This is a genomic window from Pseudomonas glycinae (assembly GCF_001594225.2).
GTDB lineage: Bacteria > Pseudomonadota > Gammaproteobacteria > Pseudomonadales > Pseudomonadaceae > Aquipseudomonas > Aquipseudomonas glycinae.
Genome location: NZ_CP014205.2, coordinates 4,940,230 through 4,960,928, shown reverse-complemented (window position 1 = coordinate 4,960,928; position 20,699 = coordinate 4,940,230). Strand labels below are relative to the sequence as shown.

20 protein-coding genes are annotated in these 20,699 nt (G+C 60.9%); 6 read left to right on the top strand and 14 right to left on the bottom strand.

The annotated features are described in order from the left end of the window. Positions 1-22: 22 nt before the first annotated feature. Both AWU82_RS22680 and AWU82_RS22675 read left to right on the top strand, forming a co-directional pair. Positions 23-1,243 (top strand): putative DNA modification/repair radical SAM protein, encoded by a 1,221-nt coding sequence (locus AWU82_RS22680; protein ID WP_064380565.1) that lies wholly within the window; start codon positions 23-25, stop codon positions 1,241-1,243. Continuing rightward, positions 1,240-2,079 (top strand): TIGR03915 family putative DNA repair protein, encoded by an 840-nt coding sequence (locus AWU82_RS22675; RefSeq protein ID WP_064380563.1) that lies wholly within the window; start codon positions 1,240-1,242, stop codon positions 2,077-2,079. The genes AWU82_RS22680 and AWU82_RS22675 overlap by 4 nt, the downstream gene beginning before the upstream one ends. 52 nt (positions 2,080-2,131) lie before the next feature. On the opposite strand, the gene AWU82_RS22670 is transcribed toward AWU82_RS22675, so the two are convergent. The 5 genes from AWU82_RS22670 to AWU82_RS22650 form a co-directional block, all read right to left on the bottom strand. Then, positions 2,132-3,151 (bottom strand): branched-chain amino acid aminotransferase, encoded by a 1,020-nt coding sequence (locus AWU82_RS22670; protein ID WP_064380561.1) that lies wholly within the window; start codon positions 3,149-3,151, stop codon positions 2,132-2,134. A gap of 236 nt (positions 3,152-3,387) precedes the next feature. Beyond that, positions 3,388-4,761 carry a dihydrolipoyl dehydrogenase gene (gene lpdA / locus AWU82_RS22665; protein WP_064380560.1) on the bottom strand — a complete coding sequence of 458 codons (1,374 nt, stop codon included), beginning with the start codon at positions 4,759-4,761 and terminating at the stop codon, positions 3,388-3,390. 4 nt (positions 4,762-4,765) lie between these two features. After that, complete coding sequence (locus tag AWU82_RS22660; protein WP_064380558.1) at positions 4,766-6,037, bottom strand: dihydrolipoamide acetyltransferase family protein; 1,272 nt, start codon at positions 6,035-6,037, stop codon at positions 4,766-4,768. Continuing rightward, complete coding sequence (locus AWU82_RS22655) at positions 6,038-7,096, bottom strand: alpha-ketoacid dehydrogenase subunit beta (protein ID WP_003224000.1); 1,059 nt, start codon at positions 7,094-7,096, stop codon at positions 6,038-6,040. 1 nt (position 7,097) lies between these two features. Continuing rightward, the gene (locus AWU82_RS22650) at positions 7,098-8,333 is read right to left on the bottom strand and encodes a 3-methyl-2-oxobutanoate dehydrogenase (2-methylpropanoyl-transferring) subunit alpha (protein WP_064380555.1); all 1,236 of its coding nucleotides are present in this window, start codon (positions 8,331-8,333) and stop codon (positions 7,098-7,100) included. 185 nt (positions 8,334-8,518) lie between these two features. On the opposite strand from AWU82_RS22650, the gene bkdR reads away from it, so the two are divergent. Continuing rightward, positions 8,519-9,007, top strand: a complete 489-nt coding sequence (gene bkdR / locus AWU82_RS22645) for a Bkd operon transcriptional regulator BkdR (protein ID WP_007915088.1) — start codon at positions 8,519-8,521, stop codon at positions 9,005-9,007. Positions 9,008-9,019: 12 nt separating this feature from the next. Here bkdR and AWU82_RS22640 read toward each other — a convergent pair whose 3' ends face one another. Beyond that, positions 9,020-9,865: a tyrosinase family protein gene (locus AWU82_RS22640; protein ID WP_064380553.1), complete on the bottom strand. Its 846-nt coding sequence runs from the start codon at positions 9,863-9,865 to the stop codon at positions 9,020-9,022. 127 nt (positions 9,866-9,992) lie between these two features. Further along, positions 9,993-10,856 carry an MBL fold metallo-hydrolase gene (locus AWU82_RS22635; protein WP_064380551.1) on the bottom strand — a complete coding sequence of 288 codons (864 nt, stop codon included), beginning with the start codon at positions 10,854-10,856 and terminating at the stop codon, positions 9,993-9,995. Positions 10,857-10,955: 99 nt separating this feature from the next. On the opposite strand from AWU82_RS22635, the gene AWU82_RS22630 reads away from it, so the two are divergent. The 3 genes from AWU82_RS22630 to AWU82_RS22620 are packed head-to-tail and all read left to right on the top strand — an operon-like array spanning position 10,956 to position 13,387. Further along, entirely contained in the window at positions 10,956-11,294 is a 339-nt protein-coding gene (locus AWU82_RS22630; RefSeq protein WP_007952897.1) for an ArsR/SmtB family transcription factor, read from the top strand. 38 nt (positions 11,295-11,332) lie between these two features. Next, entirely contained in the window at positions 11,333-12,577 is a 1,245-nt protein-coding gene (locus AWU82_RS22625; protein WP_064380549.1) for an NAD(P)/FAD-dependent oxidoreductase, read from the top strand. Between the two features lie 9 nt (positions 12,578-12,586). Then, on the top strand, positions 12,587-13,387 hold the full coding sequence (locus tag AWU82_RS22620; RefSeq protein ID WP_064380546.1) for a sulfite exporter TauE/SafE family protein: 801 nt from the start codon (positions 12,587-12,589) through the stop codon (positions 13,385-13,387). A 48-nt stretch (positions 13,388-13,435) separates the two neighbouring features. Here AWU82_RS22620 and AWU82_RS22615 read toward each other — a convergent pair whose 3' ends face one another. The 7 genes from AWU82_RS22615 to AWU82_RS22585 all read right to left on the bottom strand — a co-directional run bounded on the left by AWU82_RS22615 (position 13,436) and on the right by AWU82_RS22585 (position 20,678). Next, positions 13,436-14,716 carry a TRAP transporter large permease gene (locus AWU82_RS22615; RefSeq protein WP_011334824.1) on the bottom strand — a complete coding sequence of 427 codons (1,281 nt, stop codon included), beginning with the start codon at positions 14,714-14,716 and terminating at the stop codon, positions 13,436-13,438. Then, complete coding sequence (locus AWU82_RS22610) at positions 14,716-15,243, bottom strand: TRAP transporter small permease (protein WP_064380544.1); 528 nt, start codon at positions 15,241-15,243, stop codon at positions 14,716-14,718. The genes AWU82_RS22615 and AWU82_RS22610 overlap by 1 nt, the downstream gene beginning before the upstream one ends. Before the next feature lie 79 nt (positions 15,244-15,322). Then, positions 15,323-16,294, bottom strand: a complete 972-nt coding sequence (locus AWU82_RS22605) for a TRAP transporter substrate-binding protein (protein ID WP_064380543.1) — start codon at positions 16,292-16,294, stop codon at positions 15,323-15,325. Between the two features lie 57 nt (positions 16,295-16,351). Next, positions 16,352-17,245: an SMP-30/gluconolactonase/LRE family protein gene (locus AWU82_RS22600; RefSeq protein WP_064380541.1), complete on the bottom strand. Its 894-nt coding sequence runs from the start codon at positions 17,243-17,245 to the stop codon at positions 16,352-16,354. 41 nt (positions 17,246-17,286) lie between these two features. Continuing rightward, a complete protein-coding gene (locus tag AWU82_RS22595) occupies positions 17,287-18,111 on the bottom strand; it encodes an NAD-dependent epimerase/dehydratase family protein (protein WP_064380539.1) in 825 nt (274 codons plus the stop codon). Between the two features lie 149 nt (positions 18,112-18,260). Further along, the gene (locus AWU82_RS22590; RefSeq protein ID WP_064380538.1) at positions 18,261-19,556 is read right to left on the bottom strand and encodes an OprD family porin; all 1,296 of its coding nucleotides are present in this window, start codon (positions 19,554-19,556) and stop codon (positions 18,261-18,263) included. A 171-nt stretch (positions 19,557-19,727) separates the two neighbouring features. Continuing rightward, complete coding sequence (locus AWU82_RS22585) at positions 19,728-20,678, bottom strand: polysaccharide deacetylase family protein (RefSeq protein WP_064380537.1); 951 nt, start codon at positions 20,676-20,678, stop codon at positions 19,728-19,730. Positions 20,679-20,699: the final 21 nt, after the last annotated feature.

Here is a 20,699-nt window from a genome sequence, read left to right as displayed (position 1 = left end):
TGAACAGTATCGAGTGCCTGCCATGCAAATCATCGACAAGCTCAGCATCCTCGCCGACGCCGCCAAGTACGACGCCTCCTGCGCCAGCAGCGGCGCGCCCAAGCGCAGTTCCGAAGGCAAGACCGGGCTGGGGTCGACCGATGGCATGGGCATCTGCCACAGCTACACGCCGGACGGGCGTTGCGTGTCGCTGCTCAAGATTCTGCTGACCAACTTCTGTCTCTACGATTGCCAATACTGCGTCAACCGCCGCTCCAGCGATGTGCCCCGTGCGCGTTTCACGCCCGAGGAAGTGGTGACGCTGACCCTGGACTTCTACCGGCGCAATTGCGTCAGCGGGTTGTTCCTCAGCTCGGGGATCATCCGTTCGGCGGACTACACCATGGAGCAACTGGTGCGTGTCGCGAAGCTGTTGCGCGAAGATCATGAGTTCCGTGGCTACATCCATCTCAAGACCATTCCTGACGCCGATCCCGCTCTGATCGAAGAGGCCGGGCGTTACGCCGATCGCCTGAGCGTCAACATCGAATTGCCCACCGATGCCAGCCTGCAAACCCTGGCGCCGGAGAAGCAGATCGGCTCGATCAAACAGGCGATGAACACGATCTACACCGGCGTGCAGACCGTGCTCAACGAACCCCGTGCCCCGAAGTTCGCCCCGGCCGGGCAGAGCACGCAGATGATCGTCGGTGCCGATGACACTGACGACAGCACCATCCTGCACAGCGCTCAGGCGCTCTACGGCAACTTCCGTCTGCGCCGGGTCTATTACTCGGCCTTCAGCCCGATTCCCGACAGCCCGAAAAGCGTACCGCTGGCCGCACCGCCACTGATGCGCGAGCACCGCTTGTATCAGGCGGATTTTCTGTTGCGCGGTTATGGCTATACCGCCGGTGAATTGCTTCAGGGGCCGGGCAATCTGGCGTTGGACATCGACCCGAAACTGGCCTGGGCGCTGCAGAATCGTGAGGTGTTTCCGCTGGATCTCAATCGCGCCGAACCGGCGTTGATTTCACGCATCCCCGGCATTGGCCTGCGCACCACCGAACGTCTGGTGGAACTGCGTCGGCAGCGGCGCATTCGCTACGAAGACGTGGCGCGCATGCGCTGTGTGCTGGCCAAAGCCAAGCCGTTCATCATCACCAGCGATTACCACCCTCAGCAGGCGGAAGTCACCAGCCAGATGCTTTATCAGCAATTGCGCGACCGACCAATGCCGCAACAGATGGGGCTGTGGGGATGATCAACCTCGACTGCGACGACCTGTTCGACACCTGGCGCCAACAGGCGCGCTGGCTGCTCAGCCATGAAATCGACCCGAGTCTGGTGAGCTGGGCGTCGGAAGGCGTGAGTGATCTGTTTGCCAGTGACGTGTCGGTGCCCGAGGGGCAGGGACCGTTTCAGGCGCGGATTCCGCGTGCGTTGCTCGACACCCTGGAACAAGCGTCGCGATACCGTGGCGATCAGCGCTGGAGTTTGCTGTATGAAGTGCTGTGGCGAGTCAGCCACGGCGACCGCACGGCAATGATGGCCGGCGACAAGCTGGGCAGCGAGTTGCAGCGGCGGATCAAGCAGGTGCAGCGCGAAGCCCATCATCTGCATGCGTTCGTGCGCTTCATCGAGCGCCCGCCAGAGCTGCCGGGCCCGCAATACGTCGCGTGGCACGAGCCGGCCCACGACATTCTGCACAGTGCCAGCGAACACTTCATCGGACGCATGGGCCGGCATCGCTGGCTGATCGCCACGCCCCGCGATGGGGTTTATTACGATGGTGAACAACTGATCCATGAACGTCAGTGTCCGCTGGAGTGGCAGCAACTGGCGCAGAACGTCGACGACCCCCACGGTGACTTGTGGCTGACGTACTACAGCCACATCTTCAACCCGGCGCGGTTGAACGAGAAGGTCATGCAAGGGCATTTGCCGACGCGGTTCTGGAAGAACCTGCCGGAAGGAGAGCTGATTCCCGGATTGATTACCCAGGCGCGAATGGGCAAGCAGCAGAACGGACAGGCGAGCGGGATTGCCGGTCGCGCGGGCAAGCGGATTGCCATGAAGGCCACCGAGCCAAACGAATAAAAAAGCCCCCATCGATCACTCGATGGGGGCTTTTGTGCATCTGGCCGTCAGGTCAAACCTTGACGATCCAGCCTGCTGGCGCTTCGACGTCGCCGGTCTGCACGCCGGTCAGCTCTTTGTAGAGCTTCTGGGTCACAGGGCCGACTTCTGTTTCGCTGTGGAATACGTGCAGGTGGTCGTTGTAGCTGATGCCACCGATCGGGGTGATCACCGCCGCAGTACCGCAGGCGCCGGCCTCTTTGAAGTCCGACAGCTTGTCGATGAATACGTCGCCTTCGACCACTTCCAGGCCCAGACGGGACTTGGCCAGTTCGATCAGCGACAGACGGGTGATACCCGGCAGTACCGATGGCGAGTTCGGGGTCACGAACTTGTTGTCGTGGGTGATCCCGAAGAAGTTGGCCGAACCGACTTCTTCGATCTTCTTGTGGGTCAGCGGATCCAGGTAGATGGCGTCAGCGAAGTGCGCTTTCTTGGCCTGGGAGCCTGGCATCAGGCTGGCCGCGTAGTTGCCACCGACCTTGGCGGCACCGGTGCCTTGTGGCGCGGCGCGGTCGTAGCTGGAGATCTGGAAGTTGTGCGGGGTCAGGCCGCCCTTGAAGTAGGCGCCAACCGGGATCGCGAATACCGAAAAGATGAACTCAGGCGCGGTACGCACGCCGATGTTGTCACCCACGCCGATCACGAACGGACGCAGGTACAGCGCGCCGCCGGTGCCGTAAGGCGGGATGAAACGCTCGTTGGCGCGAACCACTTCCTTGCACGCTTCGATGAACTGCTCGGTAGACACATGCGGCATCAGCAGGCGGGCGCAGCTGCGTTGCATGCGCGCGGCGTTCTGGTCGGGACGGAACAGGTTGATCGAGCCGTCCTTGCAACGATAGGCCTTCAGGCCTTCGAAGCATTGCTGGCCATAGTGAAGGGCAGTGGAGCCTTCGCTGATGTGCAGCACGTTGTCTTCGGTCAGGGTGCCTTTGTCCCACTCGCCGTTGCGAAAGTACGACAGATAGCGTTTGTCGGTCTTGATGTAGTCAAAACCCAGCTTGTCCCAGTTGATGCTTTCGTTACCCATGACACCCTCTATCACTGAACAACCGCCGAAGCGGTTCAAGGCTTCTGACGTTTTTTTGGATGGGCACAACAATACTTCATTCTTGAGCGGTTTCGCAGCCCGAAATCTCTGCCTTTGATCGTTCCCATGCTCCGCGTGGGAATGCAGCCCGGGACGCTCCGCGTCCCAACAGCCGAACGCGGAGCGTCCGTGGAGGCATTCCCACGCAGAGCGTGGGAACGATCTGCGACCGAGAGTTACAGGTGCAAAGCGTGCCCAAGCGCACGCAACGCCGCTTCCTGCACCGCTTCACCCAGGGTCGGGTGCGCATGGATGGTGCCGCCGATGTCTTCCAGTCGCGCGCCCATTTCCAGGCTTTGCGCGAACGCGGTCGACAATTCCGAGACCCCGACACCGACCGCCTGCCAGCCGACAATCACATGATTGTCCCGACGAGCGACCACCCGCACGAAGCCGGTTTTCGATTCCAGTGTCATCGCCCGGCCATTGGCCGCGAACGGGAAGTTCGACACGATGCAATCAAGTCCCGCCGCCTTGGCCTCGTCCGGCGTCTTGCCGACGACCACCAGTTCCGGGTCGGTAAAGCACACGGCAGCGATGGCGGTCGGGTTGAATTCGCGGGTCTTGCCGCTGATCAGCTCGGCGACCATTTCGCCCTGGGCCATGGCGCGGTGGGCCAGCATCGGCTCGCCGCTCAGGTCGCCGATGGCGTAGACGTTGCGCATGCTGGTCTGGCAGCGGCTGTCGATCTTGATCGCCGAACCGTTCATGTCCAGGTTCAGCGCTTCGAGGTTCCAGCCCTGGGTATTGGGTTTGCGACCGACGGCCACCAGCACCTGATCGGTTTCCAGATTCAGCGTGTCGCCGTTCGGATCGCGCACCTGCAACGTACCGTCGAAACCCAGCACGCTGTGCTTGAGGTAGAGCTTCACGCCCAGTTGCTTCAGCGCGTCGTGCACCGGTTGAGTCAGTTCGGCGTCGTAGGCCGGCAGGATCCGATCCTGCGCCTCGACCACACTGACCTCGGCGCCGAGCTTGCGATAGGCAATGCCCAATTCCAGACCGATGTAACCACCGCCCACCACGATCAGGCGTTTCGGCACCGACTTCGGCGCCAGCGCCTCGGTGGACGATATGATCGGCCCGCCAATCGGCAGGATCGGCAAATTGACGCTTTTCGAACCGGTGGCCAGCACCAGATGCTCGCACTGGATGCGGGTGTCGCCGACTTCCACAGTCTTGCCGTCGATGACCTTGGCCCAGCCGTTGATGACCTGAACCTTGTTCTTCTTCAGCAGCGCGGCGACGCCGGTGGTCAGGCGATCAACGATGCCGTCCTTCCACTCGACGCTTTTAGTGATGTCGAGGGTAGGCTCCGAAACGCTGATGCCCAGTGCCGAATGCTGGTTGTGATGTTGAGTCTGGTGAAACTGCTCGGCCACATGGATCAGCGCTTTCGACGGAATGCAGCCGATGTTCAGGCAGGTGCCGCCCAGCGATTCACCCTCGACCAGAATGGTCGAAATGCCCAGTTGCCCGGCACGAATGGCCGTCACGTAACCGCCGGGACCGCCGCCGATAATCAGCAGCGTGGTGTTCAGAGATTGCATGCCATCACTCCACAAACAGGGTCGCGGGTTGTTCGAGCAGACCACGAATGGCCTGGATGAAGAGCGCCGCGTCCATACCGTCGACCACGCGGTGATCGAAGGAGCTGGAGAGGTTCATCATCTTGCGGATCACCACCTGGCCTTTGACGACCATCGGACGTTCGACGATTTTGTTCACGCCGACGATGGCCACTTCCGGCAGGTTCAGCACCGGGGTACTGACGATGCCGCCAAGGGCGCCGAGGCTGGTCAGAGTGATGGTCGAGCCGGACAGTTCATCGCGGCTGGCCTTGCCATTGCGGGCGGCGTTGGCCAGGCGCGAGATTTCCGCCGCGCTGTCCCACAGGCTGCGCGCTTCGGCGTGACGCACCACCGGCACCATCAGGCCGACGTCGCTTTGGGTGGCGACGCCGACATGCACCGCGCCGAGGCGGGTGATGACCTGGGCTTCGTCGTCGTAACGGGCGTTCATCTGCGGGAAGTCGCGCAGGGCGACGACCAGTGCGCGCACCAGGAACGGCAGCAAGGTCAGCTTGCCACGGCTGGCGCCATGTTTTTCGTTCAGGTGGGCACGCAGTTCTTCAATCGCGGTGACGTCGATTTCTTCTACATAACTGAAGTGCGCAGCACGCTGGGTGGCGTCCTGCATGCGCTGGGCAATCTTGCGGCGCATGCCGATCACTTGAATCTGTTCTTCATCGTTACGCTGGGTGTACGCAGCGGCGACCGGCGCCGAAGCATTCGACTGACCCTGCGCCAGATAGGCGTCGAGGTCTTCGTGCAACACGCGACCGGCCGGACCGGAACCGCGCACCAGACGCAATTGAATGCCCAGATCCAGCGCGTGTTTGCGCACGGCTGGCGAGGCCAGCGGGCGCTCATTGGCTTCGCGGGCAACCATCGGGCCTTGGCAAACCGGAGCCGTTCGGGGCGCGACGGGTTTGCTTTCAACGACAGCTTCAACTTTGGGTGCGACAGGTGTTTCTTTAGCTGCAACAGGCGCCGGTTTGTCCGACTCCTTCAGATTACCGGCGCCTTCCACTTCGATGCTGATCAGCACACTGCCGACCGCCATCACTTCGCCCGGCTGACCACCCAGCGCAATGACCTTGCCGTGGACCGGCGACGGAATGTCGACCATCGCCTTGTCGGTCATCACATCCGCCAGCACCTGATCTTCAACGACCAGATCGCCGACCTTGACGTGCCACTGCGACAGTTCTACTTCTGCGATGCCTTCGCCGATGTCCGGCATCTTGATAACGTGCGTGCCCATTCAGACCTCCATGACCCGTTTCAGCGCCGCGCCCACTCGGGACGGCCCAGGGAAATACGCCCACTCCTGCGCGTGCGGGTAGGGGGTGTCCCAACCGGTGACGCGTTCGATCGGCGCTTCCAGGTGATGGAAGCAATGCTCTTGCACCAGCGACACCAGTTCGGCGCCGAAACCGCAGGTGCGGGTGGCTTCGTGAACCACGACGCAACGGCCAGTTTTCTTCACGGATTTGACGATGGTTTCCAGGTCCAGCGGCCACAGGCTGCGCAGGTCGATGACTTCAGCGTCAACGCCGCTTTCTTCAGCAGCGACTTGCGACACGTACACGGTAGTGCCGTAGGTCAGCACAGTTACGTCCTTGCCCGGACGGGTAATCGCGGCAACGTCCAGCGGCACGGTGTAGTAACCGTCCGGCACCTGGGCTTGCGGGTGTTTCGACCACGGGGTCACCGGGCGGTCGTGGTGGCCGTCGAACGGGCCGTTGTACAGGCGTTTTGGCTCGAGGAAGATCACCGGGTCATCGTTTTCGATGGAGGCGATCAGCAGGCCTTTGGCGTCGTACGGGTTGGAAGGCATGACGGTGCGCAGACCACAGACCTGAGTGAACATCGCCTCGATGCTCTGGCTGTGGGTCTGGCCGCCGTAGATGCCGCCGCCGCAGGGCATGCGCAGGGTCATCGGCGCGGTGAATTCGCCGGCCGAGCGATAACGCAGGCGGGCGGCTTCGGAAATGATCTGGTCGGACGCCGGGTACACGTAGTCGGCGAACTGAATCTCGGCCACCGGACGCAAGCCATAAGCGCCCATGCCCACGGCGACACCGACGATGCCGCTCTCGGAAATCGGCGCGTCGAACACCCGCGAAGTACCGTACTTGGTCTGCAGGCCTTCGGTGCAACGGAACACGCCGCCGAAGTAACCGACGTCCTGGCCGAACACCACCACGTTGTCATCACGCTCAAGCATCACATCCATGGCCGAGCGCAGGGCCTGGATCATGGTCATGGTGGTCGTGGTCATGGCGGTTTCCAACTGAATATTGTTGTTGTGATCGTTCATGTCAGATCCCCAACTGCTGACGCTGGCGCTTCAAGTGCTCCGGCATCTCTTTGTAGACGTCTTCGAACATGGTCGCGGCGCTTGGAATCTGGCCACCGGCCAGGGTGCCGTACTGCTCGGCCTGTTTCTGTGCGGCGATCACTTCGGCTTCCAGCTCGGCGCTGACGGCGGCGTGCTCTTCCTCCGACCAGTGGCCAACCTTGATCAGGTGCTGTTTCAGGCGGGCAATCGGATCGCCCAGCGGGAAGTGGCTCCAGTCGTCGGCAGGACGGTATTTGGACGGATCATCGGAGGTTGAGTGCGGGCCGGCGCGGTAGGTGACCCATTCGATCATGGTCGGGCCGAGGTTGCGGCGGGCGCGTTCGGCAGCCCAAGCGGAGGCGGCATAGACTGCGTAGAAATCGTTGCCATCCACCCGCAGCGAGGCGATGCCGCAACCGACACCGCGTCCGGCGAAGGTGGTGGCTTCACCACCGGCGATGGCCTGGAACGTCGAGATCGCCCACTGGTTGTTGACCACGTTGAGGATCACCGGCGCACGATAGACGTGAGCGAAGGTGAGGGCGGTGTGGAAGTCAGATTCGGCGGTGGCGCCGTCGCCGATCCAGGCCGAGGCGATTTTGGTGTCGCCCTTGATCGCCGAGGCCATGCCCCAGCCCACGCCTTGAATGAACTGGGTGGCGAGATTGCCGGAAATAGTGAAGAAACCGGCGTCCTTGACCGAATACATGATCGGCAGCTGACGGCCCTTGAGCGGGTCGCGCTCGTTGGACAGAAGTTGGCAGATCAGGTCGACCAATGGCACGTCGCGAGCCATCAGAATGCTTTGCTGGCGGTAGGTTGGGAAGCACATGTCGTCGATGTTCAAGGCCAGGGCCTGGGCACTGCCAATGGCTTCTTCGCCAAGACTCTGCATGTAGAACGACATTTTTTTCTGACGCTGGGCAACCACCATGCGGTTGTCGTAGATCCGGGTCTTGAGCATGGCGCGCATGCCTTTGCGCAGGATCTCGACCGGCACGTTTTCAGCCCATGGGCCGAGGGCGTTGCCCTGGTCGTCGAGCACGCGAATCAGGCCACGGGCCAGGTCGGCGGTGTCGGCGGGTTCAATGTCGATGGAAGGTTTACGCACCGTGCCCGCATCGGTCAGATGCAGGTAGGAGAAGTCGGTTTTGCAGCCTGGGCGGCCCGAGGGTTCAGGGACGTGCAGACGCAGCGGTTCATACGCTTGGGTCATGGCTTCTACGCTCGATCTTGTGAATTTCTTGTAGTGAGCTGGCAGTCATTCTTCGATAAAAGAAATCTTGTCCTACAACAATCATAGGCCCGGGCAAGAAGAATATTTCTCTCTGTTTCGTTGCGCTGAAGATCATTTGCAGATAGAAATTCTGCATAAACATAAAAAACAGGTGGTTTTGTCTCATGCGCAAACTGGACCGTACCGACATCGGCATTCTCAACAGCCTTCAGGAGAACGCGCGCATCACCAACGCCGACCTGGCCCGTTCGGTCAATCTGTCGCCGACGCCGTGCTTCAACCGGGTCAAGGCGATGGAAGAGCTGGGGCTGATCCGCGAGCAGGTGACCCTGCTCGATGCCGATCTGCTGGGACTGCACGTCAACGTGTTTATCCACGTCAGTCTCGAGAAGCAGGTAGAGGAAGCGCTGCAGCATTTCGAAGAAGCCATTTCCGATCGTCCCGAAGTCATGGAGTGCTACCTGATGGCCGGCGACCCTGACTACTTGATCCGGGTGCTGGTGCCGACCATTCAGTCGCTCGAACGCTTCATGATGGACTTTCTGACCAAGGTGCCGGGCGTGGCCAACATTCGGTCAAGTTTTGCGCTCAAGCAGGTGCGCTATAAGACGGCATTGCCGCTGCCGGCGAACGGTTTGACGCTGGGCAACTGAATCCGGTGCCGTTCACAGGTATTCATATCGATAACCCAGTTCTTCGGTAAAAAGAGTCTGCTCAATGGTGAAGCTTTGAGGCCACGGAGCGAGTTCGTTTTCGGGGTGAAAGACCAGTGTCGAGTTGCTCAGTTCCTCCTGCGGGAAAGAGGGAACGTTCGGATGCTGGTGTTTCCAGCGCTCCCAGAGCAGATCCAGATAACAATGATGCAGGAAGAATATCGGGTCATTGGGGGAGGATGCCTCCATCATGTTGCCTCCGATCCAGGCATGCACGGGATTGTGCAGTTCACGTTCGGAAAAGTTTTCCCAACCGCCCGGCTCCATCCAATAGGACGTTCTGTTCAGGGCCGAGATGACGGTTTCTGGTGACGGCAAGGCGCCGGCAGCCCCGAGATTGCGACGCAAGCCCGCATCACCGACACCCTCGTCCCATACCGAGACGATGAATGGCGACTGGTTATTGGAAAAGGGTCCGCTGGTTACCAGCTGATTCTGGGTATTGTCACCGTTGCCGCCCATGAAGTCCGAGGTGAATGGATTGTCGGCGCCGCCGATTTGCCAGTTCCAGTAGGGCAGTGTGATGCGAGGGTCATCGGCGGCGGCCTGCAGCGCCAGTTCGAACTGGCGGATCAGGACCCGGTGCCACGGATAAAACAAGGGGCTTTGATGAGGGCTGGGTGCGAGCGGATTGCCACGTCCCATTGAGTTTTTGTGGATCTGAACGAAGTCATCGTAACGGCTTTGCTGACCGGGACGCAGCACGCTGTTGACGTTGTTTTTCAGCCTGAGGACTGCGTTGATGAAGGCGGATTTCTCTTCCCGGGACAGATCCCGGTGGTTACGGCGAATATCCATATTGCCAAATCTCCATGGGTTGATTGCCCAATGAAGTCTGCCTGCCCGCGGAGATTACGCCCAGCTCATGGCATTCGACGTGACAGGTACGAATACTCTTGTTTTGAGTTCCCTCAATGATTTTTTCTTACACGGAGTTGATAGGGATCTTCAGGTAGACGACGCCATTGCCTTCAGCCGGCGGCAGATTTCCTGCTCGCACGTTCACCTGAATCGCCGGCAGCAACAGCGTCGGCATTCCCAGTCCTGCATCGCGCTTGGTACGCATCTCGACGAACGCGGCTTCGTCGACGCCGTCATGTACATGGATATTGCTTTTACGCTGCTCGCCGACGGTGGTCTGGCACTGCGAGTCGCGGCCTTGCGGCGGATAGTCGTGGCAGACATAGAGCTTCACGCTGGCAGGGAAGGCCAGCAGCTTTTGAATTGAATTGAACAACTGATGGGCGTTGCCACCTGGGAAGTCGCAACGGGCGGTGCCGACGTCGGGCATGAACAGCGTGTCGCCGACCAGGATTTGTTCGCCATCGATCAGGTAGGCCATGTCCGCCGGGGTGTGGCCGGGGACATGCAGGGCGGTGGCCTTGAGATTGCCGATCCTGAACGATTCGTTCGGTGCGAACAGGTGATCGAACTGCGAGCCGTCGACGCGAAATTCCGGTTCCAGGTTGAACAGTGCCTTGAACACGTTCTGCACTTTGCTGATCGATTCGCCAATGGCGATTTTCCCGCCCAGTTCCCGGCGCAGGTAGGGCGCGGCGGACAGGTGATCGGCGTGGGCATGGGTTTCCAGCAGCCATTGCACTTGCAAGTGATGGGCACGCACGAAGGCGATGATCCTGTCCGCCTGAGCCGTGCAGGTGCGGCCGGCGGCGCCGTCGTAATCGAGCACCGGGTCAACGATCGCGCACTGCCCGCCGTCGGCCTCGTAGACCACATAGCTGTAGGTCGAAGAGGCGGGGTCGAGGAAAGCTTCAATCAGCGCGGGCATGAACACGGTCCTGTGCGGGAAGGTGGGAAGTCAGGGTTGCAACACTTTATGTAAACACATAATGTCCGCAGCTTAAGTGACGTTGAAGGCATCCTGCAAATGCAATCCAGTCTGACCGAATGTGAAGTGGCGCAACTGCGCGCCTCGGCCTCCAAGGCCTGTTCGCTGCTCAAGGCCTTGGCCAACGAGGATCGGCTGTTGATCCTGTGCCAGTTGACCCAGGGCGAGCGCAACGTCGGCGAACTGGAGAAAATGACCGGCGTGCGTCAGCCGACCCTGTCCCAGCAACTGGGCATCCTGCGTGATGAAGGGCTGGTCGCGACCCGTCGTGAAGGCAAGTACATTTTTTACGGTCTCGCCAGTCACGAAGTGATCCAGGTGATGAAAACCCTCTCCGGACTCTACTGCGGAGCCGTGCTCAAAAGCTGGGCGCAATAGACCCGGCTATCCTTGCGTGCAGCCATAAGGAACAAACAATGAACGATCAACACTGGGGCCCATCCATCAGTGCGGACATCGTGGTCATCGGCGGCGGCACTGCCGGCATCGGTTTTGTCGCGAGCCTGCTCAAGCGCGATCCCGGCCTGAAAATCACGGTGATCGAGCCGAGCACCCTGCATTACTACCAACCGGCGTGGACGCTGGTCGGCGGTGGCGCCTATGACGCCAAAGACACCGCCCGACCGATGAACAAAGTGATGCCGCGCCAGGCCACCTGGATTCAGGCCGCCGTGACCGGCATCGACCCCGACCAGCGCCGTCTCACCCTCAACGATCAACGCACCATTACCTATCAGAACCTGATCGTCTGCCCCGGCCTGCGCCTGGCGTGGGAGAAGATCGAAGGCCTGCAGGACAGTCTCGGCCAGCACGGCGTCACCTCCAACTACAGCTATCAGCACGCGCAATACACCTGGGATCAGGTGCAGAAACTGGGCGGCGGCAAAGCGCTGTTCACCCAGCCGCCGATCCCGATCAAGTGTGCCGGCGCGCCGCAAAAGGCGCTGTACTTGTCCTGCGATCACTGGCTCAAGCGCAACGTGCTGAGTCAGGTCGATGTCGAGTTCAATCTGGCCGGTGCCGCGCTGTTCGGCGTGCCGACCTTCGTACCGCCGCTGATGAAGTACATCGAGAAATACAACGCGCGGCTGGCATTCAATTCCAATCTGGTGAAGGTCGACGGCCCGGCGAAAACTGCCTGGTTCGACGTCAAGGATGCGGACGGCAACGTTACCCGTCAGGCCAAGACTTTCGATTTGTTGCACGTCGTCCCGCCGCAGGTTTCACCGGATTTCATTGCGCAAAGTCCGCTGGCCGACGCCGCCGGCTGGTGCGAGGTCAACCCGCACACGCTGCAACACCCGCGCTATCCGGAAGTGTTTGCCTTGGGCGATATCTGCGGCACCACCAATGCGAAAACCGCCGCGGCAGTGCGCAAGCAGGTCGTGGTGGTGGCGGAAAACCTGCTGGCCCTGCGCAAAGAACTGGCGCTGCCGCTGAAGTACGACGGCTATGGTTCCTGCCCGCTGACGGTAGAGAAGGGCAAGGTGATCCTCGCCGAGTTCGGCTACGGCGGAAAATTGTTGCCGACCTTTCCCCTCGACCCGACCGTGCCGCGCCGCTCCGCGTGGTGGCTGAAGGCGACGCTGCTGCCGTGGTTCTACTGGAACGGCATGCTCAAGGGCCGCGAATGGCTGACGCGTCTGTCCAGGGTCGACTGAGAACACTCTATGTTGCTGGCAAGTCTGTTTGGCGTGGTGATGGGATTGATCCTCGGTCTGACCGGGGCCGGCGGCGGGATTCTCGCCGTACCGGCGCTGGTGCTCGGGCTGGGCTGGACGATGACGCAGGCGGCGCCGGTGGCGTTGTTTGCAGTGGGCAGCGCGGCGGCGGTCGGCGCGATCGATGGTTTGCGTCACGGTCTGGTGCGCTATCGCGCGGCGCTGCTGATTGCAGCGCTCGGCGCGGTGTTTTCGCCAGTGGGCATCTACTTCGCCCATCAGTTGCCGGAAAAGGTTTTGATGATTCTGTTCAGCCTGCTGATGGTGATGGTGGCGTGGCGCATGCTGCGCCGCGAACGCCAGCAGCAGGGGCCAAGCGATCATGGCCACGCCAGTTGGGGCCAGAAGAACTGCATGCTCAATGAGCAGACCGGCCGTTTCGACTGGACCGCCAAATGCACCGCGACCCTCGCGGCACTGGGCGCGGTCACGGGTGTGGTGTCCGGGTTGCTGGGGGTTGGCGGCGGGTTTCTGATCGTGCCGGCGTTCAAGCAACTGACCGATGTGCAGATGCGCGGCATCGTCGCCACTTCACTGATGGTCATCAGCCTGATTTCCGCCATCGGCGTAATCGGTGCGTTCCATGCCGGGGTGCGGATCGATCATCTGGGTGCGTCGTTCATCGTAGCGAGCATCGTCGGCATGATCATCGGCCGCAAACTCTGCGCGCGGGTGCCGGCGAGGACGTTGCATGTGGGGTTTGCCAGTGTGTGCCTGGTGGTTGCGGCTTACATGTTGCTGCGGGCGTGAGACAACACCTGTGGCGAGGGAGCAAGCGCCCTCGCCACAGTGATCGCGTTACAACACCAGGTGCGGTAACCACAGCGACAGCGCCGGAACGTAGGTCACCAGCATCAGCACCAGGAACAGCACGGCGTAGAACGGCAGCAGCGCCTTCACCGTGCTTTCGATACTGACTTTGCCCACCGCCGAACCCACGAACAGCACGGCGCCCACCGGCGGCGTTATCAGGCCTATACCGAGGTTGACCAGCATGATCATGCCGAACTGCACCGGGTCGACGCCGATACCGAGAATCACCGGCATCAGGATCGGTGTGAGGATCAGGATCAGCGGTGCCATGTCCATCACGGTGCCGAGCAACAGCAGCATGACGTTGATGCACATCAGGATCACGTAGCGGTTGTCGGACAGGGTCAGGAACAGCGTGGTGATCTTCGCCGGGATCTGCATCAGGGTCATGATGTAGCCGAAACTGGCGGCGAAGCCGATCAGAATCATCACGATGGAAATGGTGCGCACCGTGCGATGCATCAATTTCGGCAGCTCACTCCATTTGTAGTCGCGGTAGATGAACATGGTGACGAAAAACGACCACAGCACGGCAATGGCCGCCGACTCGGTGGCCGTGAAGATCCCCGACAGAATCCCGCCGAGAATGATCACCATCGCCATCAGGCCCCACAAGGCTTCGCCGCAGATCTTCAGGGCTTCGCGCAGCGGGATCACTTCGCCCTTGGGGTAGTCGCGTTTGCGCGCAAAAATCAGACACAACACCATCAGGCACGCGCTCATCAGCAGGCCCGGCACCACGCCGGCCATGAACAGCGACGCAATGGAAACGGTGCCGCCGGCCGCCAGCGAGTAGAGCACCGAGTTGTGACTCGGCGGGGTCAGCAGGGCTTGTACCGAACCGCTGACGGTGACCGCTGTGGAGAATTCCCGAGGGTAGCCCTTGCGCTCCATTTCCGGGATCAGCACCGAACCCACCGACGCGGTGTCGGCCACCGACGAGCCGGAAATCGCGCCGAAAAAGGTCGAGGCCATGATGTTGACCAGCGACAGCCCGCCACGCACGAAGCCCACCAGGACCCCGGCGAACGCCACTAGCCGCCGAGACATGCCGCCCTCGGCCATGATCGCGCCGGCCAGCACAAAGAACGGAATCGCCAGCAGCGAGAATTTGTTCACCCCGCCCGCCACCTGAATCATCAAGGCCTGGAATGGGATGTCGATCCACCACGCGCCGATCAGCGCCGACAGCCCGAGGGCATAGGCAACCGGCATGCCGATCAGGATCAGTGCGATAAAACTGCCCAGCAGAATCAATGCGTCCATCAGGCAGCCCCTTCGTTTTCTTCAACCAGGTCGAACCGCACCACGCGGCGATTGCTTTGATCGCCGAGCAAGAGTTTTTCCAGTACGAAAACCAGCGTCAGCGCACCGCCAATCGGGATCGGCATGTAAGTGATGCCGACCCGCAATGTCGGCAGGGCGCTCATGAACTGGTTCCACGTCGACAGGCACAGCTTGGTGCCCCAGATGGTCATGAACAGGCAGATGGTGCCCATGAGCACTTGCGAAACGATGCTCATGGTTCGGCGCATCTTTGGTTGCAGGCGGTCGGTGACCATCGCCACTGCCATGTGCGCGCCGGCGCGATAGCTGGCGGCGGCGCCGATGAAAGTGAAGACCATCATCAGCAGGATGGCGGTGGGCTCCGGCCAGCTCGAACCTGTGCCGAGGACGTAACGGGCGAACACGCCCCAGGGGATGATCAGGGAAATGGTCAGCACCGACAGACCGGCGACCCAGATGCAGGCCATGTAGATCCGGTCATTGATGCGCAGCAGCAAATTCTTCATCGGGTTCCACCGTAACCGGGCATGCGCGGACATCAGGCGACGTCAGCGCTGCCGGGCCTTTTGCAAAGGGCTGGGAGGTTTACTGAACGGCTTCGATGCGCTTGATCAGGTCGGCGTAGGGCGCGCCGTATTTTTCACGGATCGAGGCGGTGGCCTCATAGAAGGGCTTCTTGTCGACGGTGATGAACTCGACGCCGGCCGCCTTGAGTTTTTCCTCGCTGCTGACGGACTTGGCGTCCCACAGCGTGCGCTCCTGAGCCTGTGCAGCCTTGGCGGCTTTTTTCACCAGCGTCTGCTGATCGGGCGTGAGTTTTTCCCAGGTGATTTTCGACATCACGATCGGTTCGGGCAGGATCAGGTGCCCGGTCAGGCTGTAGAACTTGGCGTTCTGGTAGTGGTTGTGTTCAAGCAGGGTCGGTGGGTTGTTTTCCGCGCCGTCGATGACGCCGGTCTGCAGCGCACTGAAGATTTCGCCGGTGTCCATGGCGATCCCGTTGCCGCCCATGGCGTTGATGGTTTCGATGAACATCGGGTTGCCCTGCACGCGGATTTTCATCCCCTTGAGGTCTTCAAGGCTGCGCACCGGTTTCTTGGTGTAGATGTTGCGCGTGCCGCCGTCCATCCACGCCAGAGCGACGAGGTTGAATTCGGATTGAGTGATCTTGTCGAGGATCTCGTCACCGATTTCACCGTCGATGATCTTGCGCATGTGCGCCTGGTCACGGAACACGAACGGCATGTTGAACACGTTCACGTCCGGCACCACCGGGCCGACGATGCCGAGGCTGACGCGGGCCATTTGAATGGCGCCGACCTGTGCCTGTTCGACCACTTCCTTTTCCGAGCCGAGTACGCCGCCAGGGAACATCTTGAAGGTCAGCTTGCCGTCACTTTCGGCAACCAGGGTCTTGCCCAACTGTTCTTCGGCGACCACGGTCGGATACCCGGCGGGGTGGATGTCGGCGAATTTGATTTCCAGCGCCTGGGCGGCGCTGCCGAAGGTGAGCGCGAGGGGGAGAGCGGCGGCGAGCAACGTGCGTTTGAAGTCCATGAGGGGTTCTCCAGTCTTGTTATTTTTGTGTTCAAGGCACAGCGATGCAGCAGGGGGTTACAGCAGGTCGTCGAACAATGGCTCCGGCAGGCCTTTGACGCCGGGGTTGAGGGCGAACACGCCGCCGGCCAGCGAATGCGGGTCCTGGTCGTCGGCGGGGCGGATGGAAGTCACGAACAAGGTGTCCATCCGGCTGCCACCGAAGGCGCACATGGTGGGTTTTTTCACCGGTACCGGCAGCGAGCGGTCAAGGCGGCCTTCCGGGGTGAACCGGTGGATCAGGCCGACATCGTTGGCGCAGATCCAGTAGCAGCCATCGGCATCCACGGCAGCGCCGTCGGGACGGCCGTAAAAATGGTTCATGTCCACGAACACCCTGCGGTTGGAGGGTGTGCCTGTCTCGGTGTCGTAATCGAAAGCCCAGATCAGTTGCACGTTCGGGTGCGAGTCCGACAGGTACATGGTTTTGCCGTCCGGGCTGAAGCCCAGACCATTGGGCACGATGAAGCCATCAAGTTGTGCCGCTATCACGCCTGTTTGCCCGGCACCGTAACGATAGAGCCGGCCCTCGGGCAGATTCAGGCCCATGTTCAGCACCATGCTGCCGGCCCAGAACCGGCCCTGACGGTCGCAGCGGCCGTCGTTCAGGCGCATGTCCTGGCGGCTGTGTTCCACGGTCGCGAGCAGGTCGCTGTCAAGGCTGCCATCGCTGTGGGGGCGCAGTTGAAAGAACCCGCTCTCCATGCCGGCCACCCAGCCGCCCCGGCTGTGTCGGGCGAGGCAGGCGAGCATCTCGGGAGCCTTCCAGGCGTGAACATGGCCAGTGTCGGCATCCCAGCGTTGCAGGCCACCGTTGGGGATGTCGACCCAGTAGAGCGCATTTTCCTGCGGCACCCACACCGGGCTTTCACCCACCGCGTTGCGGGCGTCGACGATCAATTCGGCTTGCATACTCATTCCCTTGGTTTTGTTGGAGAGGTGAAACGCGCCGGTCAATCGCCGAACGGGCCCGCCGCAACAAAGGCCCCGCCCTGATAGATCCGCGCCGGGTCATCGCTGGCGGGCATCGGCTGCGCTTCGACCTTGTCGCGAAACACTTCGGAGGTGTCCTTGGCCTCGAAGCCGAGGTGGCTGGCGAAGCGGTTGTCCCACCACACATCCTTGTTGGCGGATATGCCATAAACCACGGTGTGGCCGACGTTGGGGGTGTACAGCGAACGCTCGAGCAATTGGGTGAGGTCGTCGAAGCTGAGCCAGGTGTGCATCATTCGGCGGTTCTGCGGTTCGGGAAACGACGAGCCGATGCGGATGCTGACGGTTTCGATGCCATAGCGATCGAAGTAGAAACTGGCCATGTCTTCGCCGTAGGACTTGGACAGACCGTAGTAGCCATCGGGGCGGCGAGCGGAGCTGGCGTCGAGATGCTCATCCTGTTTGTAGAAACCGATCACATGGTTGGAACTGGCGAAGATCACCCGTTTGACGCCGTGGCGGCGTGCCGCTTCATAGATATGGAACACGCCACAGATATTGGCACCGAGGATTTCTTCGAAGGGGCGCTCCACTGAAACGCCACCGAAATGCAGGATCGCATCCACGCCTTCGACCAGTTGATGCACGGCGGTTTTGTCGGCGAGGTCGCAGAGCACGATTTCTTCCCGGTCATCGATGGCCGGGGCGAGGGCGGCGATATCCGACAGGCGCAGCACGTTGGCATACGGGCGCAGACGTTCGCGCAAGACTTTGCCCAGGCCACCGGCGGCGCCGGTCAGCAGCAGGCGATTGAACGGAGTTGGGGCGGTGGAGGTGGACGTCATGGCAATCCCTTACACGTTGTTATTAGGTTTGTTGTAGGTTGTCGTATGACTGCGTTGAAGTATCGGTAGGGTTTCCGGAACTTGTCAACGCGACTTTCGGTGTAAATGACGGAAGGCTGATTCACCTTCCGCTGATGCCATGTTCGGGTTTACAGCAAGGAAATCGGGTAACTGATGAAGATCCGGTTCTCGTCGAATTCATTGGTGCTGAAGTCCCGGCGAATCGTCGCGTTGCGCCATTTGACGTTGAGGTTCTTCAGCGGGCCGCTCTGCACGGTGTAGGCCAGTTCCGATTCGCGACCCCATTCCTTGCCATCGGTGATGGTGCCGATGTGCACGTTGTCACCGCTGATGTAGCGGTTCATCAGCGTCAAGCCGGGGACGCCGAGGACGACGAAGTTGTAGTCGTGGCGAATCTGCCAGGAGCGCTCCTTCGCGTTGTCGTAACTGGCGTTGTAGCTGTCGTTGGCCAGGGTGCCGCCGCTGGTGCCATTGACGCGCATCCAGGCATCGTCGCCGCTGAGCTTTTGCAAGCCGATGTAGAACGTGTTGCCGCCGTACCTGGCCGAAAGCATGGCGAACGCGGTTTTGTTGTCGAGGTCGCCGGCTTGAGCGCTGCCGTCCTCCTTGCCGGTGAAGAAACCGAGGTTGGCGCCGAGTGTCCAGTCGCCCAGTGGCTGGCTGTGGCTGAGGTTGAAATACTGCTGCTGGTAGATGTCGCTGAGTTCGGCGTACCACACACCGACAAGCGTGCGTTTGTCGTTGAAGGTGTATTCGCCGCCGCCGAAGTTGAAACGGTCGGAGGTGAAGGCGCCGCGGCCGTTCATCGACATGTCTTCCATGCTGGCATCGTTGCGCGGGCTGTTGCCGCGGAACTGGCCACCGTAAAGGGTCAGGCCATTGATTTCGGTAGACGTGATCTGGCCGCCGCGAAAGGTCTGGGGCAGTGATCGACCATCATCCGAGCGCAGGATGGGCAGCACCGGCATCCATTCACCCACCTTCAATTCGGTCTTCGACACCTTCGCCTTGAGCGCTACACCCAGGCGCCCGAAATTATCCGCTGGCCGCCCGTCATCGTGGATCGGTAGCAGTTGCGTACCGCCGGTGCCTTTGCCGCCATCGAGTTTCTGCGAATACATACCCAGCACGTCCAGGCCAAACCCGACCGTGCCCTGGGTGAAACCGGATTTGGCGTCGAGGATGAAGTTCTGTGTCCACTCTTCAGCCTTGCCCTGCGGGTAGTTGGGGTTGACGAAGTTGCGATTGAAGTAGGCGTTGCGCAGGTTCAGGGTGGCTTTGCTGTCTTCGAGGAAACCCTCGGCATCGGCACTCATCGGCAAGACGAGAGCGAGACTGCTGCAGCCGATCAGGCTCAGGGTGGAACGCGGGCGGGGGACAGAAAAACGGGACGTGCGGACGGAATTGCAGACGAGTGTGCTCACTGTGACGCTCCCTGTTTCATTTGTTGTTTTTATTATTTGTTATACGTCGTCGTACAACATGGTTGCGGATATTTGCGAGGTTTTCCGGAAATGTCAACAGGCCGTCGTACGATGACTTTGGGTGAGCGGGCAGCCCTCAAAGCGCTGTGAGGAGGGCTGCTTTCGGCACGTTTATTGGTTGTAGAGCGCTTCAGTGTTATCGATCAGGGGATTTTTTTCGGTCAGCACGATCTGCGCGATCTGGTCCTTGCGCATGAAACTCACCTTCGGATGCGACTGGGCGTACCGGATGAAGCGCTCCATGGCCTCGACCATCGCCGGGGTGCCGCCGATGCGGTCGTGCAGACTCACCGACATCATCCGCCGCTTGCTCGCGCCTTCGGCGTAGAGGCGATCAAATTCCAGCACCAGTTGCTGATAGAACTGCTCGGCAGAGAAATGCCGGCCCTCGACCAGCACGATGTCGTTGTTGCGCAGGGTGTATGGCACCACGGCAAATTTACGCCCGCGAACCATGGTCACGAACGGCTCGTCACGGCTGACATCGTCGATGTGATAGGTGAAATTCAGATCCTGCAGCACCTTCAGCGTATTGGGGCTGCGGCGCAGCCAGTTGGCGTTGTAGCCGACCGAGCGCTGGCCGGTGATTTTTTCCACCGCGGCGACGCCATCACCGATGAACTGTTTTTCCTGGGCGTAGTTCATGTTGTACGAATCGGCCCAGCGCATGCCGTGGGCCGCCAGTTCATGACCGCGCTCGGCGATCGCCTTGGCCAGTTCCGGGTGCTTGAGCGCCGCTTCGCCGACCACGTGGGAGGTGACTTTGATGCCGGTGCGATCCCACAGATCGAGCATGCGCCACAGGCCTTCCTTGTAGCCGTAATCGAACCAGGTCTGCGCCGGCAGGTCCGGATAACCTTTTGGCAGCGGTGTGCCGGAGAACGGACTTTCGGCGCCCTCGGGCTGGCCGCCGGTTTCGAATTGCATCGACACCGAAATCACCAGTTGCGAGCCATCCGGCCATGGGCGTTCCTGGGCGAAGGCGAGGGCGGGCAGCAACAGCGTGGCGGCCAGCAGGTTTTTCAGCAGACGCGGGGAGCGTTGCCAGCGGGGAGTGGTCATATCGGGCACCTTGCAGGTTGA

Excerpts from the sequence above, each read along its gene's own strand:
- AWU82_RS22680 (WP_064380565.1), top strand. The coding sequence starts at position 23 with ATGCAAATCATCGACAAGCTCAGCATCCTCGCCGACGCCGCCAAGTAC.
- AWU82_RS22675 (WP_064380563.1), top strand. The coding sequence starts at position 1,240 with ATGATCAACCTCGACTGCGACGACCTGTTCGACACCTGGCGCCAACAG.
- AWU82_RS22670 (WP_064380561.1), bottom strand. The coding sequence starts at position 3,151 with ATGGGTAACGAAAGCATCAACTGGGACAAGCTGGGTTTTGACTACATC.
- lpdA (WP_064380560.1), bottom strand. The coding sequence starts at position 4,761 with ATGCAATCTCTGAACACCACGCTGCTGATTATCGGCGGCGGTCCCGGC.
- AWU82_RS22660 (WP_064380558.1), bottom strand. The coding sequence starts at position 6,037 with ATGGGCACGCACGTTATCAAGATGCCGGACATCGGCGAAGGCATCGCA.
- AWU82_RS22655 (WP_003224000.1), bottom strand. The coding sequence starts at position 7,096 with ATGAACGATCACAACAACAATATTCAGTTGGAAACCGCCATGACCACG.
- AWU82_RS22650 (WP_064380555.1), bottom strand. The coding sequence starts at position 8,333 with ATGACCCAAGCGTATGAACCGCTGCGTCTGCACGTCCCTGAACCCTCG.
- bkdR (WP_007915088.1), top strand. The coding sequence starts at position 8,519 with ATGCGCAAACTGGACCGTACCGACATCGGCATTCTCAACAGCCTTCAG.
- AWU82_RS22640 (WP_064380553.1), bottom strand. The coding sequence starts at position 9,865 with ATGGATATTCGCCGTAACCACCGGGATCTGTCCCGGGAAGAGAAATCC.
- AWU82_RS22635 (WP_064380551.1), bottom strand. The coding sequence starts at position 10,856 with ATGCCCGCGCTGATTGAAGCTTTCCTCGACCCCGCCTCTTCGACCTAC.
- AWU82_RS22630 (WP_007952897.1), top strand. The coding sequence starts at position 10,956 with ATGCAATCCAGTCTGACCGAATGTGAAGTGGCGCAACTGCGCGCCTCG.
- AWU82_RS22625 (WP_064380549.1), top strand. The coding sequence starts at position 11,333 with ATGAACGATCAACACTGGGGCCCATCCATCAGTGCGGACATCGTGGTC.
- AWU82_RS22620 (WP_064380546.1), top strand. The coding sequence starts at position 12,587 with ATGTTGCTGGCAAGTCTGTTTGGCGTGGTGATGGGATTGATCCTCGGT.
- AWU82_RS22615 (WP_011334824.1), bottom strand. The coding sequence starts at position 14,716 with ATGGACGCATTGATTCTGCTGGGCAGTTTTATCGCACTGATCCTGATC.
- AWU82_RS22610 (WP_064380544.1), bottom strand. The coding sequence starts at position 15,243 with ATGAAGAATTTGCTGCTGCGCATCAATGACCGGATCTACATGGCCTGC.
- AWU82_RS22605 (WP_064380543.1), bottom strand. The coding sequence starts at position 16,294 with ATGGACTTCAAACGCACGTTGCTCGCCGCCGCTCTCCCCCTCGCGCTC.
- AWU82_RS22600 (WP_064380541.1), bottom strand. The coding sequence starts at position 17,245 with ATGCAAGCCGAATTGATCGTCGACGCCCGCAACGCGGTGGGTGAAAGC.
- AWU82_RS22595 (WP_064380539.1), bottom strand. The coding sequence starts at position 18,111 with ATGACGTCCACCTCCACCGCCCCAACTCCGTTCAATCGCCTGCTGCTG.
- AWU82_RS22585 (WP_064380537.1), bottom strand. The coding sequence starts at position 20,678 with ATGACCACTCCCCGCTGGCAACGCTCCCCGCGTCTGCTGAAAAACCTG.